The organism is Enterobacter sp. QK-SA4 (genome assembly GCF_056856775.1).
Genome location: NZ_JBXFXH010000007.1, coordinates 123,162 through 142,171, shown reverse-complemented (window position 1 = coordinate 142,171; position 19,010 = coordinate 123,162). Strand labels below are relative to the sequence as shown.

The 19,010-nt window shown below is 56.2% G+C and carries 16 protein-coding genes; 5 read left to right on the top strand and 11 right to left on the bottom strand.

Annotated features, from left to right (window positions below; genetic code table 11):
• Nucleotides 1-33 precede the first annotated feature (33 nt).
• From wzzE to trxA, 4 genes are all read right to left on the bottom strand, one after another.
• The gene (gene wzzE, locus AC1VYI_RS02170) at nt 34-1,080 is read right to left on the bottom strand and encodes an ECA polysaccharide chain length modulation protein (RefSeq protein ID WP_047652205.1); all 1,047 of its coding nucleotides are present in this window, start codon (nt 1,078-1,080) and stop codon (nt 34-36) included.
• Nucleotides 1,081-1,093: 13 nt separating this feature from the next.
• Entirely contained in the window at nt 1,094-2,197 is a 1,104-nt protein-coding gene (wecA, locus tag AC1VYI_RS02165; RefSeq protein ID WP_023309645.1) for a UDP-N-acetylglucosamine--undecaprenyl-phosphate N-acetylglucosaminephosphotransferase, read from the bottom strand.
• A 242-nt stretch (nt 2,198-2,439) separates the two neighbouring features.
• Nucleotides 2,440-3,699 (bottom strand): transcription termination factor Rho, encoded by a 1,260-nt coding sequence (gene rho / locus AC1VYI_RS02160; RefSeq protein ID WP_008501566.1) that lies wholly within the window; start codon nt 3,697-3,699, stop codon nt 2,440-2,442.
• A 345-nt stretch (nt 3,700-4,044) separates the two neighbouring features.
• Nucleotides 4,045-4,374 (bottom strand): thioredoxin TrxA, encoded by a 330-nt coding sequence (trxA, locus tag AC1VYI_RS02155; RefSeq protein ID WP_006179218.1) that lies wholly within the window; start codon nt 4,372-4,374, stop codon nt 4,045-4,047.
• A 144-nt stretch (nt 4,375-4,518) separates the two neighbouring features.
• Between trxA and rhlB the strand changes: the two genes are divergently transcribed.
• Nucleotides 4,519-5,787, top strand: coding sequence for an ATP-dependent RNA helicase RhlB (gene rhlB, locus AC1VYI_RS02150; RefSeq protein WP_134867025.1), 1,269 nt, complete (start codon nt 4,519-4,521; stop codon nt 5,785-5,787).
• Nucleotides 5,788-5,793: 6 nt separating this feature from the next.
• The gene (gppA, locus tag AC1VYI_RS02145) at nt 5,794-7,278 is read left to right on the top strand and encodes a guanosine-5'-triphosphate,3'-diphosphate diphosphatase (protein ID WP_023309647.1); all 1,485 of its coding nucleotides are present in this window, start codon (nt 5,794-5,796) and stop codon (nt 7,276-7,278) included.
• A 59-nt stretch (nt 7,279-7,337) separates the two neighbouring features.
• On the opposite strand, the gene rep is transcribed toward gppA, so the two are convergent.
• Entirely contained in the window at nt 7,338-9,362 is a 2,025-nt protein-coding gene (rep, locus tag AC1VYI_RS02140; RefSeq protein ID WP_226484427.1) for a DNA helicase Rep, read from the bottom strand.
• Nucleotides 9,363-9,474: 112 nt separating this feature from the next.
• On the opposite strand from rep, the gene ppiC (AC1VYI_RS02135) reads away from it, so the two are divergent.
• The gene (gene ppiC, locus AC1VYI_RS02135) at nt 9,475-9,756 is read left to right on the top strand and encodes a peptidylprolyl isomerase PpiC (protein WP_023309649.1); all 282 of its coding nucleotides are present in this window, start codon (nt 9,475-9,477) and stop codon (nt 9,754-9,756) included.
• A 50-nt stretch (nt 9,757-9,806) separates the two neighbouring features.
• A complete protein-coding gene (gene ppiC, locus AC1VYI_RS02130; RefSeq protein ID WP_023309650.1) occupies nt 9,807-10,088 on the top strand; it encodes a peptidylprolyl isomerase PpiC in 282 nt (93 codons plus the stop codon).
• A 93-nt stretch (nt 10,089-10,181) separates the two neighbouring features.
• Here the strand turns inward: ppiC (AC1VYI_RS02130) and ilvC are convergent, their stop codons facing one another.
• On the bottom strand, nt 10,182-11,657 hold the full coding sequence (gene ilvC / locus AC1VYI_RS02125) for a ketol-acid reductoisomerase (protein WP_021242831.1): 1,476 nt from the start codon (nt 11,655-11,657) through the stop codon (nt 10,182-10,184).
• 152 nt (nt 11,658-11,809) lie between these two features.
• On the opposite strand from ilvC, the gene ilvY reads away from it, so the two are divergent.
• The gene (ilvY, locus tag AC1VYI_RS02120) at nt 11,810-12,700 is read left to right on the top strand and encodes an HTH-type transcriptional activator IlvY (protein ID WP_109846500.1); all 891 of its coding nucleotides are present in this window, start codon (nt 11,810-11,812) and stop codon (nt 12,698-12,700) included.
• Here ilvY and ilvA read toward each other — a convergent pair.
• The 5 genes from ilvA to ilvG are packed head-to-tail and all read right to left on the bottom strand — an operon-like array spanning nt 12,697 to nt 19,009.
• Entirely contained in the window at nt 12,697-14,241 is a 1,545-nt protein-coding gene (gene ilvA, locus AC1VYI_RS02115; protein ID WP_024907958.1) for a threonine ammonia-lyase, biosynthetic, read from the bottom strand. The genes ilvY and ilvA overlap by 4 nt on opposite strands.
• Nucleotides 14,242-14,243: 2 nt before the next feature.
• The gene (gene ilvD, locus AC1VYI_RS02110; RefSeq protein ID WP_023309653.1) at nt 14,244-16,094 is read right to left on the bottom strand and encodes a dihydroxy-acid dehydratase; all 1,851 of its coding nucleotides are present in this window, start codon (nt 16,092-16,094) and stop codon (nt 14,244-14,246) included.
• Nucleotides 16,095-16,154: 60 nt separating this feature from the next.
• The gene (ilvE, locus tag AC1VYI_RS02105; RefSeq protein WP_023309654.1) at nt 16,155-17,084 is read right to left on the bottom strand and encodes a branched-chain-amino-acid transaminase; all 930 of its coding nucleotides are present in this window, start codon (nt 17,082-17,084) and stop codon (nt 16,155-16,157) included.
• Nucleotides 17,085-17,102: 18 nt separating this feature from the next.
• The gene (gene ilvM, locus AC1VYI_RS02100) at nt 17,103-17,366 is read right to left on the bottom strand and encodes an acetolactate synthase 2 small subunit (protein ID WP_023309655.1); all 264 of its coding nucleotides are present in this window, start codon (nt 17,364-17,366) and stop codon (nt 17,103-17,105) included.
• Nucleotides 17,363-19,009, bottom strand: coding sequence for an acetolactate synthase 2 catalytic subunit (gene ilvG / locus AC1VYI_RS02095; RefSeq protein WP_045357220.1), 1,647 nt, complete (start codon nt 19,007-19,009; stop codon nt 17,363-17,365). Before ilvG ends, ilvM begins: the two co-directional genes overlap by 4 nt.
• Nucleotide 19,010: the final 1 nt, after the last annotated feature.

The following is a 19,010-nucleotide window of genomic DNA, read 5'->3' as shown; positions in this document are numbered from 1 at the left end:
TGAAGGCCGCAGCCTTCATCGTAGACGGCGTTCTTAGTTTTTGCGACGACGCGTTAACGCCACGCCAGCGCCCGTCAATGCGCCTACAATCCCCCACATGATCATCAGGAATGCACGACGCGGACTGTCGCGTTTTACAGGTTCTTCAGGCGTTCGCAAATAACGATAGGTCTGAAAACGCGGGTCCAGGGATGGGCCGACATTAAGCGTATTGAGCATCGCGCGATTTTGATCGTAATCGAGGTCAAAATCAGGACCGACGGCCTTCAGGTTTTCCAGCCGCGCCTGCAGCATAGGGCGGCCAAGAAGGAACATTTCTGAATCAGGCAGCTCATCGGCCGGCACGTCCGTCTCAGTACGGGAAATATTGTGCTGTTCCGCAATTTTCAGCGCCTGCTCAATGTTATGCACGCGGCGACCGAAAATAGTATTCGCCACCTCTTCCTGACGTTTCACCTGGGCTTTCATCTGGATGGTACGAGCCGCCCAGGCACCTTTAAGCTCTTCGTTAAGATGGCTTGCGGCACGCTGGCTGGCAAACGCGACATACTGACGCAACAGGTTGTTGGCATCCGGCGCGGTTTCTGCAATCAGCTTGACGCTGTCATTCACGTTACGCAGCGCGTCGCCCGGCATAAACTGAATATTGTTAATCAGATCGTCCAGCAGGGCGGCATCGGCTTTTGTATTATCAACCCGGCGCTGCTTGTAGTAATCCGTCTGGGACCAGAAATCGCGGCGGGTATCCCACGAAGCCAGCTGCATCACAAACTCTTTATAGGCTTCATCCATAACGGAAGCCTGGTCAGGCGTAGCAAGACTGGCTTTGATGTCCAGGTTACGCAGGAATTGCTGCTGGGAATAGTATCCCCCGAGCATGTTAACCGTTGGCTTGTCTGTGATTGCCGTGGCGCTCCACTCTTGCTTTGCAAAGAACGTATAGGCCAGCGCTAACAGGGCAAACCCCAGCGCGATCCCCGCAATCCAAAGTTTGCCTGCCCATAACACGCGAAACAAACCCCGAATATCCAGTTCATTCTCAGTTACCACTGATTTCGCTCCCGCCAACGGTTGAGTCATCATAGTCCCGGTTTTACTTAGTTAATGTTGTATTTTTGCCACTGTTACGACGCATCCTGCGTTTAAGACGTTTAATAAAACGCGCCACTTTCCATGCGCGCTTAATGCAGTAGCCGTACAGGAAAAATGCCAGCAAGAATAATGCCAACATAACCCACTCAGGAATAATATGAGAATATTCTGCAGCCACACCAATTGCGGCCAAAATAGCGGCGGCCAGAGTAATCAGCACAAACGCCTGACGAGAAGTAAAACCCGCACGCATGATGAGGTGATGAATGTGTTGGCGGTCAGGAGAGAAAGGACTCATCCCTTTGCGCAGGCGGCGATACATAATCGCCACCATATCCATTAATGGAATGGCAATAATCCACAGCGCGGTTACGGGACTTATCGGATGGGTTTGACCCTGTGTGGTTTCTAGCAGGATCCAGATAACCGTAAAACCAATCAGCGTACTGCCCGCGTCTCCCATAAAGACTTTATAGCGACGGCCCAGCACACCGAGATTTAAGAGGATATAAGGCAGAATGGCGGCAATCATGGCAAAACACCACATTGCCAGACTGTACTGACCATCAAACCATAAAATAATGCCGATAGCGGCGAACGAGACGGATGACAACCCACCGAGCAGGCCGTCAATGCCATCCACCATGTTGAAAGCATTGATTGCCGCCCAGACGGCAAAGAGTGTCAGGAAGAAGCCAAATGGACCCAGGACTAACTCCCAGGGGCCAAACACATAGCCGAGGCTTCGCAGATACAGTCCACCCACAACCATCATCACCACGCCAATGGCCGCCTGAACGGTGGCGCGTATTTTCACCGCGATATCGAATCGGTCATCAAGAGCCCCAACTAACACCAGGACACCGGCGCAGGCAATGTACAGGGCGGCATGCGGAATATAATAGTCGGCAATTCCAAACGTGAAGCAAATCCCTGCGTAAACAGAAATTCCGCCGACTAAAGGAATAAGACCTTGATGGCGTTTACGAAAATTAGGTTTATCCACCAACCCTATTCGTTTTGCCACCTTGCGTGCAATGAACAAAAAACAGGTTGTGAATAAAAAAATACTGATCAGTTCAGTAACGGCAGTGAATAGATTCACAATGGATTGCTCTCAACAATTGTTAGTCCCGGAAGTATAACCATGAAGCCACAACCTCAGAAGTAATAAAGATGGCTTCTAACAACTCCCTTTGTATATTTTTCAATCAATTATTTCTCAGGATGCAGAAACGGCTCTATTGTCGCACCGACCGGTCAAAATTGGGAGTAGGTAGTACTAGCGTATAGTCCATAAAAGGAAAACGCCACGTAAAAACGTGGCGTTCGCTGGCTTTATTTGCGTTACGAGCGTTTCATCATGTCGAAGAAATCGTCGTTGGTTTTGGTCATCGCCAGTTTATTAATGAGGAACTCCATCGCGTCAATTTCACCCATTGGATGGATGATTTTGCGCAGGATCCACATTTTCTGCAGCTCTTCCTGCGTGGTGAGCAGCTCTTCTTTACGGGTACCGGAACGGTTGTAGTCGATAGCCGGGAAGACGCGTTTTTCAGCGATTTTACGAGAAAGGTGCAGTTCCATGTTACCTGTACCTTTAAATTCTTCGTAAATCACTTCGTCCATTTTAGAACCGGTATCGATCAGCGCCGTCGCGATGATGGTCAGGCTGCCGCCCTCTTCCACGTTACGCGCGGCACCGAAGAAGCGTTTCGGACGATGCAGGGCGTTAGCATCCACACCACCGGTCAGCACTTTACCAGACGCCGGAACCACGGTGTTGTAGGCACGCGCCAGACGGGTGATGGAGTCAAGCAGGATGATCACGTCTTTCTTGTGCTCAACCAGGCGTTTCGCCTTCTCGATAACCATTTCCGCAACCTGAACGTGGCGAGATGCCGGTTCGTCGAAGGTAGAAGCAACTACTTCACCTTTAACCAGACGCTGCATCTCGGTCACTTCTTCCGGACGTTCGTCAATCAGCAGCACCATCAGCACGCAATCTGGGTGGTTATAGGCAATGCTCTGCGCGATGTTCTGCAGCAGCATGGTTTTACCCGCTTTTGGCGGTGCCACAATCAAACCACGCTGGCCGCGACCAATTGGTGAGGCCAGATCCAGAACACGCGCGGTTAAGTCTTCAGTAGAACCGTTACCACGCTCCATGCGCAGGCGAGAGTTCGCGTGCAGCGGCGTTAAGTTCTCGAAGAGGATCTTATTACGCGAGTTTTCCGGTTTGTCGAAGTTAACTTCATTGACTTTCAACAGCGCAAAGTAGCGTTCACCCTCTTTAGGAGGACGAATCTTACCTGAAATGGTGTCACCAGTGCGGAGGTTGAAACGGCGGATTTGGCTGGGGGATACGTAGATGTCGTCAGGGCCGGCGAGGTAGGAGCTGTCTGCAGAGCGGAGGAAACCAAATCCGTCTTGCAATATCTCCAGCACACCGTCGCCAAAGATATCTTCGCCACTCTTAGCGTGCTGCTTCAGGATGGCGAAAATGATGTCCTGCTTGCGCATACGAGCCTGGTTTTCCAGCCCCATATTTTCGCCGAGAGTGATCAGCTCAGAAACCGGCGTATTCTTTAATTCGGTAAGATTCATAATGGTGTGGGTTCTTAAACTCGGGGTGATTCTCGAACTTAATGTTGTGAATGGTATGGCAGGGTCATCCATGCCTGTTTAGCGGCCATCGACTCATGTCTGTTCGCTGTCTGGTCACAGGGAAAGAACGCAGAACTGAAACGACAAGACGGATTGAGTGACAAGCCCGGAATTTAGCCACTTCACGCACTGTTCATGTTAACAACGGGAAGTATCGGGTAAAACAAGATTCAAACAACAAGATATGTTTAAAACGAAGTCATAGCTAACTTAGCACGACTTCAGCCGGGCGTCCAGAGTTCCACATCATTTAGCCGGGAGCCCTGAACGCACAGCGGAGAAACCTTACGCCAGGTTAGCGTCCAGGAACTCTTTCAGTTGACCTTTGGACAGCGCGCCCACTTTGGTCGCTGCCACTTCGCCGTTTTTGAACAGCAGAAGGGTTGGGATGCCACGGATACCGTATTTTGGTGCGGTGCCCGGGTTCTGGTCGATGTTCAGCTTGGCAACGGTCAGTTTGCCCTGATATTCGTCGGCGATCTCATCCAGAATCGGGGCGATCATTTTGCAAGGACCACACCATTCAGCCCAGAAATCGACGAGGATCAGCCCGTCAGCCTTAAGTACGTCCGTGTCAAAACTGTCGTCAGTCAGGTGAATAATTTTATCGCTCATATATAACTCCACAGGAATAAGCCTGGTACGTTGGTTTTGTCTCCACCAACGACGTGTTGATGTCGCATTAACCAACTAAAGGTTGACTTTATTTCACCGGATACGCTTTCGTAAAGCAATAGTAAGCTGATATTCTACCACACTATGAGCAAAACACATTTAACAGAACAGAAGTTTTCCGACTTCGCGCTGCACCCGAAGGTGATTGAAGCCCTTGAAAATAAAGGGTTTCATAACTGCACGCCCATTCAGGCCCTCGCGCTGCCGCTGACGCTGGCCGGTCGCGATGTTGCCGGGCAGGCGCAAACCGGTACCGGCAAAACGATGGCGTTTTTAACGTCAACGTTTCATTATTTACTTTCTCACCCAGCGATTGCAGACCGCAAAGTTAACCAGCCGCGCGCGCTAATTATGGCCCCGACGCGAGAACTTGCGGTACAGATCCACGCAGACGCTGAACCCCTGGCGCAGTCTACCGGCCTGAAGCTTGGCCTGGCCTATGGCGGCGACGGCTACGATAAACAGCTGAAAGTGCTGGAAAGCGGTGTGGATATCCTGATCGGTACCACCGGCCGTCTTATCGATTACGCCAAACAGAACCACATTAACCTCGGCGCAATCCAGGTTGTGGTGCTCGATGAAGCTGACCGCATGTACGATCTGGGCTTCATTAAAGACATTCGCTGGCTGTTCCGCCGCATGCCGCCGGCCAATCAGCGTCTGAATATGCTGTTCTCCGCTACCCTTTCTTATCGCGTACGCGAGCTGGCGTTCGAACAGATGAACAACGCCGAATATGTAGAAGTGGAACCGGAGCAGAAAACGGGTCACCGCATTAAAGAAGAGCTCTTCTATCCTTCCAATGAAGAGAAAATGCGTCTGCTGCAAACGCTGATTGAAGAAGAGTGGCCAGATCGCGCCATTATCTTCGCGAACACCAAGCACCGTTGTGAAGACATCTGGGGCCATCTGGCTGCAGACGGTCACCGTGTTGGCCTGTTGACCGGCGACGTGGCGCAGAAAAAACGCCTGCGTATTCTGGATGAGTTTACCCGTGGCGATCTTGACATTCTGGTCGCAACCGACGTTGCCGCTCGTGGTCTGCACATTCCGGCCGTGACGCACGTCTTTAACTACGATCTGCCAGACGACTGCGAAGACTACGTACACCGTATCGGTCGTACCGGTCGTGCGGGCGCAAGCGGTCACTCGATTAGCCTTGCGTGTGAAGAGTATGCGCTGAATCTCCCGGCCATTGAGACGTATATCGGTCACTCTATTCCGCAGAGCAAATACAATCCGGAAGCGCTGTTAAGCGAACTGCCGCCGCCTAAGCGTCTAACCCGCCCACGCTCCGGCAATGGTCCGCGTCGTTCAGGTGGCGCGCCGCGTAATCGTCGTCGTTCAGGTTAAGAAAATATGCTCAGCTCCACCTCGCTTTATGCGGCAATTGATCTCGGTTCGAATAGTTTTCATATGCTGGTTGTGCGCGAGGTGGCGGGAAGCATACAAACGCTGACGCGCATCAAGCGCAAGGTCCGCCTCGCGGCGGGCCTGAGCAGTGACAATCACCTCTCGCCTGAAGCCATGGAACGTGGCTGGCAGTGTCTGCGGCTCTTTGCCGAACGTCTGCAGGATATCCCGCACGCCCAAATCACCGTGGTCGCCACTGCGACACTCCGCCTGGCGGTTAACGCCGTGGATTTCATTGCCAGAGCGCAGGAAATTCTGGGTTGTCCGGTACAGATTATCAGCGGTGAAGAAGAAGCTCGCCTGATTTACCAGGGCGTTGCACATACCACAGGGGGTGACGATCGCCGTCTGGTGGTGGATATCGGTGGTGCCAGTACCGAGCTTGTGACCGGCACCGGCGCGCAGGCAACGTCGCTGTTCAGCCTGTCGATGGGCTGCGTGACCTGGCTTGAGCGCTACTTTACCGATCGGAATCTGGCGAAAGAGAACTTCGACGAGGCAGAAAACGCAGCGCGCGAAGTGTTACGCCCGGTGATGGACGAGCTGCGCTATCACGGCTGGAAAGTCTGCGTGGGTGCCTCGGGTACCGTGCAGGCTCTGCAGGAAATCATGATGGCGCAGGGAATGGACGAGCGGATTACGCTTGCCAAGCTTCAGCAGCTAAAACAGCGCGCCATTCAGTGTGGACGCCTGGAAGAGCTGGAAATTGAAGGCCTGACGCTGGAACGCGCGCTGGTTTTCCCGAGCGGGCTGGCTATTCTGATCGCTATTTTCACCGAACTGAACATCCAGTGTATGACCCTGGCCGGCGGCGCGCTGCGCGAAGGTCTGGTCTACGGGATGTTACATCTTTCGGTCGATCAGGATATCCGCAGCCGTACTCTGCGCAATGTGCAGCGTCGTTTTATGGTTGATATCGATCAGGCCGGACGCGTATCGCAGCTGGCGTCACGCTTCGCCGATCAGGTCGCTAACGTCTGGGATCTTGACCATCTGAGCCGGGATTTACTGCTGAGCGCCTGCGCGCTACATGAAGTGGGGCTGAGCATTGATTTTAAGCAGGCACCGGCTCATGCAGCGTATCTGGTGCGAAACCTTGATCTACCGGGCTATACGCCCGCGCAGAAAAAGCTGCTGGCAACGCTGCTGCTGAACCAGACCAATGCCGTCGATCTCTCCTCTTTGCATCAGCAAAACGCCGTACCGCCGCGCGTAGCCGAGCATCTGTGCCGCCTGCTGCGTCTGGCTATCCTCTTTGCCAGCCGCCGCCGCGATGATTTGCTGCCAGCCATTAATCTGGTGGCCGATGACGAGAAGCTTTCGCTGACGCTGCCGGAGAACTGGATTGATCGTCACCCGTTAGGGGCCGAGATGATCGAACAGGAGTGCCAGTGGCAGAGCTACGTGCACTGGGTGCTGGAAGTAAAGTAATACGCTGAACATTGCCGGGTGGCGGCTTCGCCTTACCCGGCCTACAGATCCCTACGGAATTATCCTTTCTCTTTGGCTTTTGCCAGCATGGCGCGGATGTTCGCCACGTTAGCCTGTCCCTTGTGCATCCGCTCTTCTGCGGTAATCACTTTGCGCTCCTGTTCCCAGATCAGGTCATCCTGCGGCAGTTCCAGCAGGAAACGACTCGGCTCCGGGCGTACCAGTTCACCATACTGGCGGCGCTCTTTACACAGCGTGAACGTCAGCTCTTTCTGCGCGCGGGTGATCCCCACGTAGGCCAGGCGACGCTCCTCGTCGACGTTATCTTCATCAATGCTGCTCTGGTGCGGCAACAATCCCTCTTCCATGCCGACCAGATACACATACGGGAACTCCAGCCCTTTTGACGCATGCAGCGTCATCAGCTGAACCTGATCGGCCTCTTCTTCGCTCTCGCCGCGCTCCATCATGTCGCGCAGGGTAAAGCGGGTGACCACCTGCGTCAGGGTCATTGGCTCGTCGATTTCAGAGCCCTCCAGCATTTCGGTCATCCAGCTGAAGAGCTGGTTAACGTTTTTCATGCGCATCTCCGCCGCCTTCGGGCTGGCCGAAGTTTCATACAGCCAGGACTCATAGTCGATGCCGTGAATGAGATCGCGCACTGCCGCCACCGGCTCCCGCTCCGCGAGACGCTGTACTTCGCCGAGCCAGTGGGTGAAGCGGGTTAACGAGTCATACCCGCGTCCGGTTAACGTCTGGCTCAGCCCCATGTCGAAGCTGGCGGTAAACATACTTTTGTTGCGGGTCATCGCCCACTCGCCGAGCTTTTGCAGCGTCGCCGGGCCAATCTCGCGTTTAGGCGTATTCACGATGCGCAGAAACGCGCTGTCGTCATCCGGGTTAGTGAGCACGCGCAGATAGGCCAGCAGATCTTTGATTTCTGGCCGCGAGAAGAACGACGTGCCGCCCGAGATTTTGTACGGAATGCGGTTCTGCATCAGCATCTTTTCAAAGACGCGCGACTGGTGATTGCCGCGATAGAGGATCGCGTAATCCTTATATTCGGTTTTGTTGACGAAGTGGTGAGCGATAAGTTCGCCCGTCACGCGCTCCGCTTCATGATCCTCATTGTTGGCGCTGAGCACTTTCAGCTCCGTGCCGTAGCCCAGTTCGGAGAAGAGACGCTTCTCAAATACGTGCGGGTTATTAGCAATCAGGATGTTTGCCGCCTTCAGGATACGCCCGGAGGAGCGGTAGTTTTGCTCCAGCTTAATCACCTGCAGGGCCGGGAAATCTTTGCTCAGCAGCACCAGGTTTTGTGGGCGCGCACCGCGCCAGGAGTAAATTGACTGGTCGTCGTCGCCTACCACGGTGAAACGCGCGCGCTGTCCCACCAGCAGCTTCACCAGCTCGTACTGGCTGGTGTTGGTGTCCTGATATTCATCCACCAGCAGGTAGCGGATTTTGTTCTGCCAGCGCTCGCGCACCTCTTCATTGCGCTGCAGCAGCAGCGTGGGCAGCAGGATCAGATCGTCAAAGTCCAGCACGTTGCACGCTTTCATATGCGCATCGTACAGACCGTAGCAGTGGGCGAAGATCCGATCCCGTTCACCTTTGGCGATCGCCGCGGCCTGGGCCGGCGTCATCAGATCGTTTTTCCAGTTAGAGATCGTCGAGATCAGCTGCTGCAATAGCACTTTGTCATCTTCGATCAGCCCCTCGGTGAGCTCTTTGAGCAGCGCCACCTGATCGGTGTCATCGAAGAGAGAGAAGTTGGACTTCATTCCCAGCGCCGCATACTCGCGTTTGATGATATCCAGCCCCAGCGTGTGGAAGGTGGAGATCATCAGGCCGCGCGCCTCTTTACGGCCCAGCGTCTGGCCGACGCGCTCTTTCATCTCGCGCGCCGCTTTATTGGTAAAGGTGACCGCCGCAATGTGTCGCGCCTGATATCCGCAGTTGTTGATCAGATGGGCGATTTTGTTGGTGATCACGCGGGTTTTACCCGAACCGGCCCCTGCCAGCACCAGGCATGGTCCAGTAACGAATTCGACCGCTTGTTGTTGTCCAGGGTTTAAACGCATGGGAGTGTTGCTCAATCTTCGAACGGGGTGTGGATTGTAGCAGAAAGCCGGGCGCAGATTTACCGGCTAATGATAAAGTGGAGAAATCGCGTTTAACCCGTAGAGCAGAACCATGAAAAAGACCGCAGCAGCCCTGCATATTCTGGTAAAAGAAGAGAAACTGGCTCAGGAGATCCTGGCCAAGCTGGAGCGCGGCATCAGCTTTGATCATCTGGCGAAGCGTTACTCTAAATGCCCGTCCGGACGCAATGGCGGGGATCTCGGCGAGTTTCAACAAGGTGCGATGGTCGGCCCGTTCGATCGGGCGGTCTTTAGCTGCCCGCTTCTGAAGCCCTACGGCCCGGTAAAAACCAAATTTGGCTACCATATCATTAAGGTGCTATATCGCCGCTGACGCGTGATATATTGCGCCCCGATTTATTTCAACCTATTCAAGGCACGATCATGGCAAAAACAGCAGCAGCAGTGCACATCCTCGTTAAAGAAGAGAAACTGGCTTTAGATCTTCTGGAGCAGATTAAAAACGGTGCCGACTTCGGCAAGCTGGCGAAGAAGCACTCCATCTGCCCGTCAGGCAAACGCGGCGGCGATCTGGGTGAGTTCCGTCAGGGCCAGATGGTTCCAGCGTTCGATAAAGTGGTGTTCTCCTGCCCGGTGCTGGAGCCAACCGGCCCGCTGCATACCCAGTTCGGGTATCACATTATTAAAGTACTGTATCGGAAATAAACAACAAGGCCTTCTCTAAGAGAAGGCCTTTAATGTTTGCACCCTCTCCCCGTGGGAGAGGGGCGGGGTGAGGGCATCAGCCCGCACCAGGTGTTAGCCCGCTACCGCGATACGCTTCATATCGGTCATGTAGCCACGCAGTTTGTGGCCCACTTTCTCGATCTGGTGGCTGCGAATCGCTTCGTTCACATCGCGCAGCTGCGCGTTATCCACCGCACCTTCCGCAATCGCTTTACCCAGATCGCCCGTCTGCAGGGTCGTCATAAACTCTTTCAGCAGCGGTACGCAGGCGTAAGAGAACAGGTAGTTACCGTATTCTGCGGTATCAGAGATCACCACGTTCATTTCGTACAGACGCTTACGGGCGATGGTGTTCGCGATCAGCGGCAGCTCGTGCAGTGATTCGTAGTACGCAGACTCTTCGATGATACCGGAATCCACCATGGTTTCGAACGCCAGCTCAACGCCTGCTTTCACCATCGCGATCATCAGAACGCCTTTATCGAAGTACTCCTGCTCACCGATTTTACCTTCATACTGTGGCGCGGTTTCGAACGCGGTTTTACCGGTCTCTTCACGCCAGGTCAGCAGTTTCTTATCGTCGTTCGCCCAGTCTGCCATCATGCCGGAAGAGAACTCGCCGGAGATGATGTCGTCCATATGTTTCTGGAACAGCGGCGCCATGATGGTCTTCAGCTGTTCAGACAGCGCGTAAGCACGCAGTTTTGCCGGGTTGGACAGACGATCCATCATCAGCGTAATACCGCCCTGCTTCAGCGCTTCGGTGATGGTTTCCCAGCCGAACTGAATCAGTTTTTCCGCGTAGGCCGGGTCGGTACCCTCTTCCACCAGCTTGTCGAAGCACAGCAGAGAACCGGCCTGCAGCATGCCGCACAGAATGGTCTGCTCACCCATCAGGTCAGATTTCACTTCGGCAACGAAAGAAGATTCCAGCACGCCCGCACGGTGGCCGCCGGTCGCCGCTGCCCACGCTTTGGCAATCGCCATGCCTTCGCCTTTCGGATCGTTTTCCGGGTGAACCGCGATCAGGGTCGGCACGCCGAAGCCACGTTTGTACTCTTCACGTACCTCGGTACCCGGGCACTTCGGCGCCACCATCACCACGGTGATGTCTTTACGGATCTGCTCGCCCACTTCAACGATGTTGAAGCCGTGGGAGTAACCCAGCGCGGCGCCGTCTTTCATCAGCGGCTGTACGGAACGCACAACGTCAGAGTGCTGTTTGTCCGGGGTCAGGTTAACAACCAGATCCGCCTGCGGGATCAGCTCTTCGTAGGTGCCCACTTTGAAGCCGTTTTCGGTCGCTTTACGCCAGGAAGCACGCTTCTCGGCGATCGCTTCTTTACGGAGGGCGTAGGAGATATCCAGACCGGAGTCACGCATGTTCAGGCCCTGGTTCAGACCCTGTGCGCCACAGCCGACGATGACCACTTTTTTACCCTGAAGGTAGCTCGCGCCATCGGCAAATTCATCGCGCGCCATGAAGCGGCATTTGCCCAGCTGCGCCAGCTGCTGGCGCAAGTTCAGTGTATTAAAGTAGTTAGCCATGGGTGATACCTCGTGATGTTGTGTGTCTTATTGTTCGGTTCGCGTTTCAGCGAGAATGTACCCACATTACAACAGGAAATTTATTGCGGAAATTGATATATTCACAACGTCATGTTGCAATTTTTGCAATGTAAAAAGAGGGAGTGGAATCGGTGGATTTACGCGATCTGAAAATGTTCCTGCACCTGGCGGAAAGCCGCCATTTTGGCCGCAGCGCCCGGGCAATGCACGTTAGCCCCTCCACGCTTTCACGCCAGATCCAGCGCCTTGAGGAAGACCTCGGCCAGCCGCTGTTCGTGCGCGATAACCGCACCGTCACCCTCACGGAAGCGGGTGAAGAGCTGCGCATTTTTGCCCAGCAGACGCTGTTGCAGTACCAGCAGCTGCGGCACTCGATTGACCAGCAGGGGCCGTCACTTTCCGGCGAACTGCATATTTTCTGCTCCGTGACCGCCGCCTATAGCCATCTGCCGCCCATTCTCGACCGATTCCGCGCGGCGCATCCGTCGGTTGAAATTAAGCTCACCACCGGCGACGCCTCCGACGCAATGGAAAAAGTGGTGACGGGCGAAGCGGATCTCGCCATCGCCGGAAAACCCGAAACCCTGCCAGGCGCGGTGGCATTCTCGATGCTGGAGAATCTGGCGGTGGTACTGATTGCCCCGGCGCTGCCCTGCCCGGTGCGTAATCAGGTGTCGGTGGAAAAACCGGACTGGTCGACGGTACCTTTTATCATGGCCGATCAGGGGCCGGTCCGCCGCCGCATCGAGCTGTGGTTCCGCCGTCAGAAAATCAGCAATCCGTCGATTTACGCCACGGTCAGCGGCCATGAGGCAATGGTGTCGATGGTGGCGCTGGGCTGCGGCGTGGCGCTGCTGCCGGAAGTGGTGCTGGAAAACAGCCCCGAACCGGTGCGCAATCGCGTGATGATTCTGGAGCGCAGCGACGAGAAGACGCCGTTTGAGCTTGGCGTGTGCGCACAAAAAAAGCGGCTGCATGAGCCGCTAATTGATGCGTTCTGGAAGATATTGCCGAACCACTAGCCCGCGAGGAAGAAGCGGAAGGCCGGGTTATGGGTTTCGTCGTGACATTCATAACCCAGCTCGTTCAGCCGCGTTTCGAAATCCGGCTCGTGCTCGCCCAGTTCGAACGCCGCCAACACGCGGCCGTAGTCGGTGCCGTGGCTGCGGTAGTGGAATAGTGAGATATTCCAGTGCGTGCCCAGCGTGTGCAGGAACTTGAGCAGCGCGCCCGGCGATTCCGGAAACTCGAAGCTGAACAGACGTTCCCTGAGCGGCTTTGATGGACGCCCGCCGACCATGTAGCGCACGTGCAGCTTCGCCATCTCATCGTCAGAGAGATCGACCACGCTGTAGCCGCCCTCATGCAGCAGGTTGAGGATCTCTTTGCGCTCCTCCACGCCGCGGCTCAGACGCACGCCGACAAAAATGCAGGCGTCTTTGGCATCGGCAAAACGGTAGTTAAATTCCGTCACCGAACGGCCGCCCAGCAGCTGGCAGAACTTCAGGAAGCTGCCCTTCTCTTCAGGAATCGTCACCGCCAGCAGCGCTTCCCGCTGTTCACCCAGCTCGCAGCGCTCGGAAACGTAGCGCAGACCGTGGAAGTTCACGTTCGCACCAGACAGCACGTGCGCCAGTCGCTCACCGCGAATGTTGTGCTGCGCGATGTATTTCTTCATTCCCGCCAGCGCCAGCGCGCCTGACGGTTCCGCCACCGCGCGCACATCCTCGAACAGATCCTTCATCGCCGCGCAGATGGCGTCGCTATCAACCGTGACGATATCGTCGAGATACTCCTGACACAGGCGGAAGGTTTCATCCCCAATGCGCTTCACCGCCACGCCCTCGGCAAACAGCCCGACGCGCGGCAGATCTACCGGATGACCCGCATCCAGCGCCGCTTTCAGGCAGGCAGAGTCTTCCGCTTCAACGGCAATGACTTTGATCTGCGGCATCAGCTGTTTGATCAGCACCGCCACGCCTGCGGCCAGGCCACCGCCGCCAACCGGAACGAAGACGCGGTCGAGATGGGCATCCTGCTGTAGCAGTTCCAGCGCCAGCGTGCCCTGCCCGGCAATCACCATCGGGTGGTCGAACGGCGGCACCCAGGTAAAGCCCTGCTGCTGCGCCAGCTCAATCGCTTTGGCTTTGGCTTCGTCAAAGTTGGCGCCGTGGAGCAGCACTTCGCCGCCGAAACCGCGCACCGCGTCGACTTTGATATCTGCGGTAGCAACCGGCATCACGATCAGCGCCTTCAGCCCCAGACGAGCAGACGAGAACGCCACGCCCTGGGCGTGGTTGCCCGCCGACGCGGTAATGACGCCGCGCGCTTTCTGCTCGTCAGTCAGGCCGGCCATCATCGCGTAGGCGCCGCGCAGCTTAAAGCTGTGCACCGGCTGGCGGTCTTCGCGCTTGACCAGAATGACGTTGTCGAGGCGCGAAGAGAGTTTTTCCATTTTCTGCAGGGGCGTGACCTGCACGGCTTCATAGACCGGCGCGCGTAGTACCGCTCTCAGGTATTCCGCCCCCTCAGGGGCGGCGGATAAGGGTTGTGACTCGGCCATCATTAGCCCCCAAGTTTAGATTTATCGCGCACCGCGCCTTTATCTGCACTGGTGGCAAGGCTCGCGTAGGCGCGCAGGGCGAAGGAGACTTCACGCTGGCGGTCTTTCGGCGTCCAGGCTTTGTCGCCGCGGGCCTCCTGCGCTTCACGACGGGCCGCAATTTCCTGGTCGCTCAGCTTCAGCTGAATGCCGCGATTCGGAATGTCGATTTCGATCAGGTCACCGTCTTCGATGATGGCGATGTTGCCGCCGCTTGCCGCTTCAGGGGAAACGTGGCCGATAGAGAGGCCGGAGGTGCCACCGGAGAAACGTCCGTCGGTAATCAGCGCACACGCTTTACCGAGCCCCATAGATTTCAGGAAGGTGGTTGGGTAGAGCATCTCCTGCATGCCCGGGCCGCCTTTCGGTCCTTCGTAGCGAATAACAACCACGTCGCCTTCCACCACTTTGCCGCCGAGGATGGCATCTACCGCTTCATCCTGGCTTTCGTATACCTTCGCCGGACCGGTGAACTTCAGGATGCTGTCGTCCACGCCTGCGGTTTTCACGATGCAGCCGTTTTCCGCGAAGTTACCGTACAGCACGGCCAGACCGCCGTCTTTGCTGTAGGCATGTTCCAGCGAGCGGATGCAGCCTTCGGCGCGGTCATCGTCCAGCGTATCCCAGCGACAATCCTGCGAGAATGCCTGGGTGGTGCGAATACCCGCTGGACCGGCGCGGAACATTTTTTTCACCGCGTCGTCTTTGGTCAGCATGACGTCGTACTGGTCCAGCGACTCAGGCAGCGTCAGGCCAAGCACGTTTTTCACGTCACGGTTCAGCAGCCCGGCGCGATCCAGCTCACCGAGAATGCCCAGCACGCCGCCCGCGCGGTGTACGTCTTCCATATGGTACTTCTGGGTGCTCGGCGCGACTTTACACAGCTGCGGGACTTTGCGGGAGAGCTTGTCGATGTCGCTCATGGTGAAGTCGATTTCGGCTTCCTGCGCGGCGGCCAGCAGGTGCAGAACAGTGTTGGTGGACCCGCCCATTGCGATATCCAGCGTCATCGCGTTCTCAAATGCGGCCTTGCTGGCGATGTTGCGCGGCAGCGCGCTGGCGTCGTCCTGCTCGTAGTAGCGTTTGGTCAGCTCAACGATGCGCTTACCGGCGTTGAGGAACAGCTGCTTACGGTCGGCGTGGGTCGCCAGCAGCGAGCCGTTACCCGGCTGAGAAAGACCCAGCGCTTCAGTCAGGCAGTTCATGGAGTTGGCGGTGAACATACCGGAACAGGAGCCGCAGGTCGGACATGCAGAGCGTTCCACCTGTTCGCTCTGCTCGTCAGAGACTTTCGGGTCCGCGCCCTGGATCATCGCATCGACCAGGTCGAGCTTGATGATTTTGTCGGAGAGCTTGGTTTTCCCCGCTTCCATCGGGCCGCCGGAGACGAAGATCACCGGAATGTTCAGGCGCAGGGAGGCCATCAGCATCCCCGGGGTGATTTTGTCGCAGTTGGAGATGCAGACCATCGCATCGGCGCAGTGGGCGTTCACCATGTACTCTACGGAGTCGGCGATCAGCTCGCGCGACGGCAGTGAATAGAGCATGCCCCCGTGCCCCATCGCGATACCGTCATCCACCGCAATGGTGTTGAACTCTTTCGCCACGCCGCCGGAGGCTTCGATTTGCTCGGCAACCAGCTTACCGAGATCGCGCAGGTGCACGTGGCCCGGTACAAACTGGGTGAAGGAGTTCACCACGGCGATAATCGGCTTGCCGAAATCGGCGTCGGTCATTCCGGTGGCGCGCCACAGCGCGCGGGCTCCCGCCATATTACGGCCGTGGGTGGTGGTGGCTGAACGATACTTAGGCATGCTTTATTGACTCCCGTCTGACTATTTAATGGGACGGTGCGTGCCGTCCCAAATTTATGCTTAGTGATTAACCTGATCCAACCAGCCGTATTTATCTTCTGTTTCGCCGGTGAAGAGGCCAAAGAACGCTTGCTGAATACGTTTGGTGACCGGACCGCAGCGGCCTTCGCCCACCTGGATACCGTCCACGCTGCGTACCGGCGTGATTTCAGCCGCGGTACCGGACATAAACACTTCATCTGCCAGATACAGGGATTCGCGGGACAGTACCTGCTCGCGTACTTCGATACCCAGATCTTTCGCCAGCTTGATGATGGCGTCACGGGTGATGCCCGGCAGCGCGGACGAGGTGAATGGCGGCGTGAACAAAATGCCGTCTTTCACTTCAAACAGGTTTTCACCCGCACCTTCAGAGATGTAGCCATTTACGTCGAGGGCGATACCTTCCTGATAGCCGTGGCGGCGCGCTTCGCTACCGACCAGCAATGAGGAGAGATAGTTCCCGCCTGCTTTCGCGGCGGTCGGGATAGTGTTTGGCGCAACGCGGTTCCAGGAAGAGACCATTGCGTCGATCCCCTGCTCCAGGGCTTCTGCACCCAGGTAAGCACCCCACGGGAACGCGGCAATGATCACATCTGTGGTATAGCCGGCTGGCGGGTTCACGCCCATACCGACGTCACCCACGAAGACCAGCGGACGGATATAGGCGCTGGTCAGGTTGTTTTTACGGATCACGTCGCGGCAGGCTTCCATCAGCTCATCAACGCTTTGTGAAACCGGAAAACGATAAATTTTGGCTGAGTCATGCAGACGCTGCATGTGTTCGCGATGGCGGAACACCACTGGCCCTTTGTGAGAATCGTAGCAGCGGATGCCTTCAAATACGGAGGTACCGTAGTGCAGCGCGTGGGACATCACGTGGACCTTCGCGTCCTCCCAGCGAACCATCTCACCGTTGAACCAAATGTAATCAGCTTTTTTTGTCGTCATTTTTTCGTCCTGTCACGCTTAAGCGCGGATTTGTTGTGATGTGGTTGTGCTTTGGCAGATGGCAACATGGGCAACGTCTACCAGCTTTGATAACTGACTAAACAGTAAGTCGACCGACCGCGGGCTGGCAACGGTTAATTCGATACTGATATTTCGGGCGTCAGTGGCCGCCTCCATATTCATAGAGCAAATCTGAAAACCACGATGACGCACCACACGCAAAACGCGTTCTAAGGTTTCCGGGTTGAAGCGAGCCTGTACGGCGACCTGATGCTGCATCATGATAATTTCTCCATCATTTGTGAGTTACTGGCACCAGGCGGTACCAACGGCCAGACATTCTCGAGTTCGTCGATTGAGACATGAAGCAGGTAAGGCCCATCGCTGTTCAGCATGGTGTCGAGCGCCGCTTCAACCTGATCTTTACGGGTGATGTGCTGACCAGGGATGCCAAAGGCGCTGGCCAGGGTGAGGAAATCGGGGTTATCGGTGAGAGTCGTTTCGCTGTAACGCTCCTGGAAGAACAGCTGTTGCCACTGGCGAACCATCCCTAAACGCTGGTTATCAAGCAACACGATCTTCAGCGGTAACTGCTTGCGCTTAACGGTGCCGAGCTCCTGAACGTTCATCATGAAGGAGCCGTCACCGGAGATACAGATAACGGTATCGTTCGGGCGGGCAACCTGCGCGCCAACGGCTGCCGGCAGACCGAAGCCCATGGTACCCAAGCCGCTGGAGGTGATGAAGTTTTCCGGACGGGTGTAGGTCATGTGCTGCGCGGACCACATCTGGTGCTGGCCTACGTCGGTGGTGACGACGCTGTCAGCCGGTTTACGGTCGGACAACTGCTTCAACAGCAGTGGCGCGTAGATGGCCTCGCCGGGGTGGTCGTAACGCCAGGCGTGCTCGGCGCGCATATCAGCGGTGTGCTGACGCCATGCGTTGATATCCAGCGGCTGCTGCAATGCCGGTAACAGCGCGTTGAGATCGCCCTGCAAGGCGACATGCGCCTGACGCAGCTTGTTCATCTCTGCCGGGTCGATATCCATATGGATGACTTTGGCGTTCGGCGCAAAGGTATTCAGCTTGCCGGTGACGCGGTCGTCAAAACGGGCACCTACGGCGATGAGCAGATCGCACTCCTGCACCGCCAGGTTTGCCGCTTTGGTGCCGTGCATTCCCAGCATGCCCAGGTAGTAGGGGTAATCCGCGTCGACTGCACCGAGACCTTTCAACGTGCAGGTCGCTGGCATCTGCGTTGTTGCGATAAATTCGCGCAGGGCAGGAACGGCCTGTGCCATGCCGACGCCACCGCCGACGTACAGCATTGGCTGTTTCGCCTGGGCCAGCATCTGACGGGCCTCTTCAACTTCCGCTTCCGGAAAGACATCGTCGCTTTCAACGGTAGAGAAGTGCGGTTCCAGCTCGCCGAGTGCCACCTGGATATCTTTCGGGATATCGACCAGTACCGGACCGGGACGACCTGAGTTTGCCACGTCGAACGCTTCTGCCATTACGCGCGGCAGCTCTTCCAGAGACTGGACGAGGAAGCTGTGTTTGGTGCAGGCCAGCGATAAACCGAGGACGTCGACTTCCTGAAAAGCATCGGTACCGATGAACGGAGACGCCACCTGCCCGGTGATGGCGACAACGGGAACGGAATCCAGCAGCGCGTCAGCCAGGCCGGTGATCAGGTTCGTTGCGCCCGGGCCTGAAGTCGCCATACACACGCCGGTTTTACCGGTCGCGCGGGCATAACCGATGGCTGCCATCGCTGCGCCCTGCTCGTGTCGGCACAAGAGATGTTCCACGCCGCCGTCATACAGTGCATCGTAAATCGGCATAATTGCGCCACCCGGATAACCGAATACGGTTTCGACTCCCTGCGCGCGCAACGCATGTACTACCCACTGTGCCCCATTCATA

Excerpts from the sequence above, each read along its gene's own strand:
- ppiC (WP_023309649.1), top strand. The coding sequence starts at position 9,475 with ATGAAAAAGACCGCAGCAGCCCTGCATATTCTGGTAAAAGAAGAGAAA.
- ilvC (WP_021242831.1), bottom strand. The coding sequence starts at position 11,657 with ATGGCTAACTACTTTAATACACTGAACTTGCGCCAGCAGCTGGCGCAG.
- ilvM (WP_023309655.1), bottom strand. The coding sequence starts at position 17,366 with ATGATGCAGCATCAGGTCGCCGTACAGGCTCGCTTCAACCCGGAAACC.
- rho (WP_008501566.1), bottom strand. The coding sequence starts at position 3,699 with ATGAATCTTACCGAATTAAAGAATACGCCGGTTTCTGAGCTGATCACT.
- wzzE (WP_047652205.1), bottom strand. The coding sequence starts at position 1,080 with ATGACTCAACCGTTGGCGGGAGCGAAATCAGTGGTAACTGAGAATGAA.
- ilvG (WP_045357220.1), bottom strand. The coding sequence starts at position 19,009 with ATGAATGGGGCACAGTGGGTAGTACATGCGTTGCGCGCGCAGGGAGTC.
- ilvD (WP_023309653.1), bottom strand. The coding sequence starts at position 16,094 with ATGCCTAAGTATCGTTCAGCCACCACCACCCACGGCCGTAATATGGCG.
- ilvE (WP_023309654.1), bottom strand. The coding sequence starts at position 17,084 with ATGACGACAAAAAAAGCTGATTACATTTGGTTCAACGGTGAGATGGTT.
- trxA (WP_006179218.1), bottom strand. The coding sequence starts at position 4,374 with ATGAGCGATAAAATTATTCACCTGACTGACGACAGTTTTGACACGGAC.
- gppA (WP_023309647.1), top strand. The coding sequence starts at position 5,794 with ATGCTCAGCTCCACCTCGCTTTATGCGGCAATTGATCTCGGTTCGAAT.
- rep (WP_226484427.1), bottom strand. The coding sequence starts at position 9,362 with ATGCGTTTAAACCCTGGACAACAACAAGCGGTCGAATTCGTTACTGGA.
- ilvA (WP_024907958.1), bottom strand. The coding sequence starts at position 14,241 with ATGGCCGAGTCACAACCCTTATCCGCCGCCCCTGAGGGGGCGGAATAC.
- ppiC (WP_023309650.1), top strand. The coding sequence starts at position 9,807 with ATGGCAAAAACAGCAGCAGCAGTGCACATCCTCGTTAAAGAAGAGAAA.
- rhlB (WP_134867025.1), top strand. The coding sequence starts at position 4,519 with ATGAGCAAAACACATTTAACAGAACAGAAGTTTTCCGACTTCGCGCTG.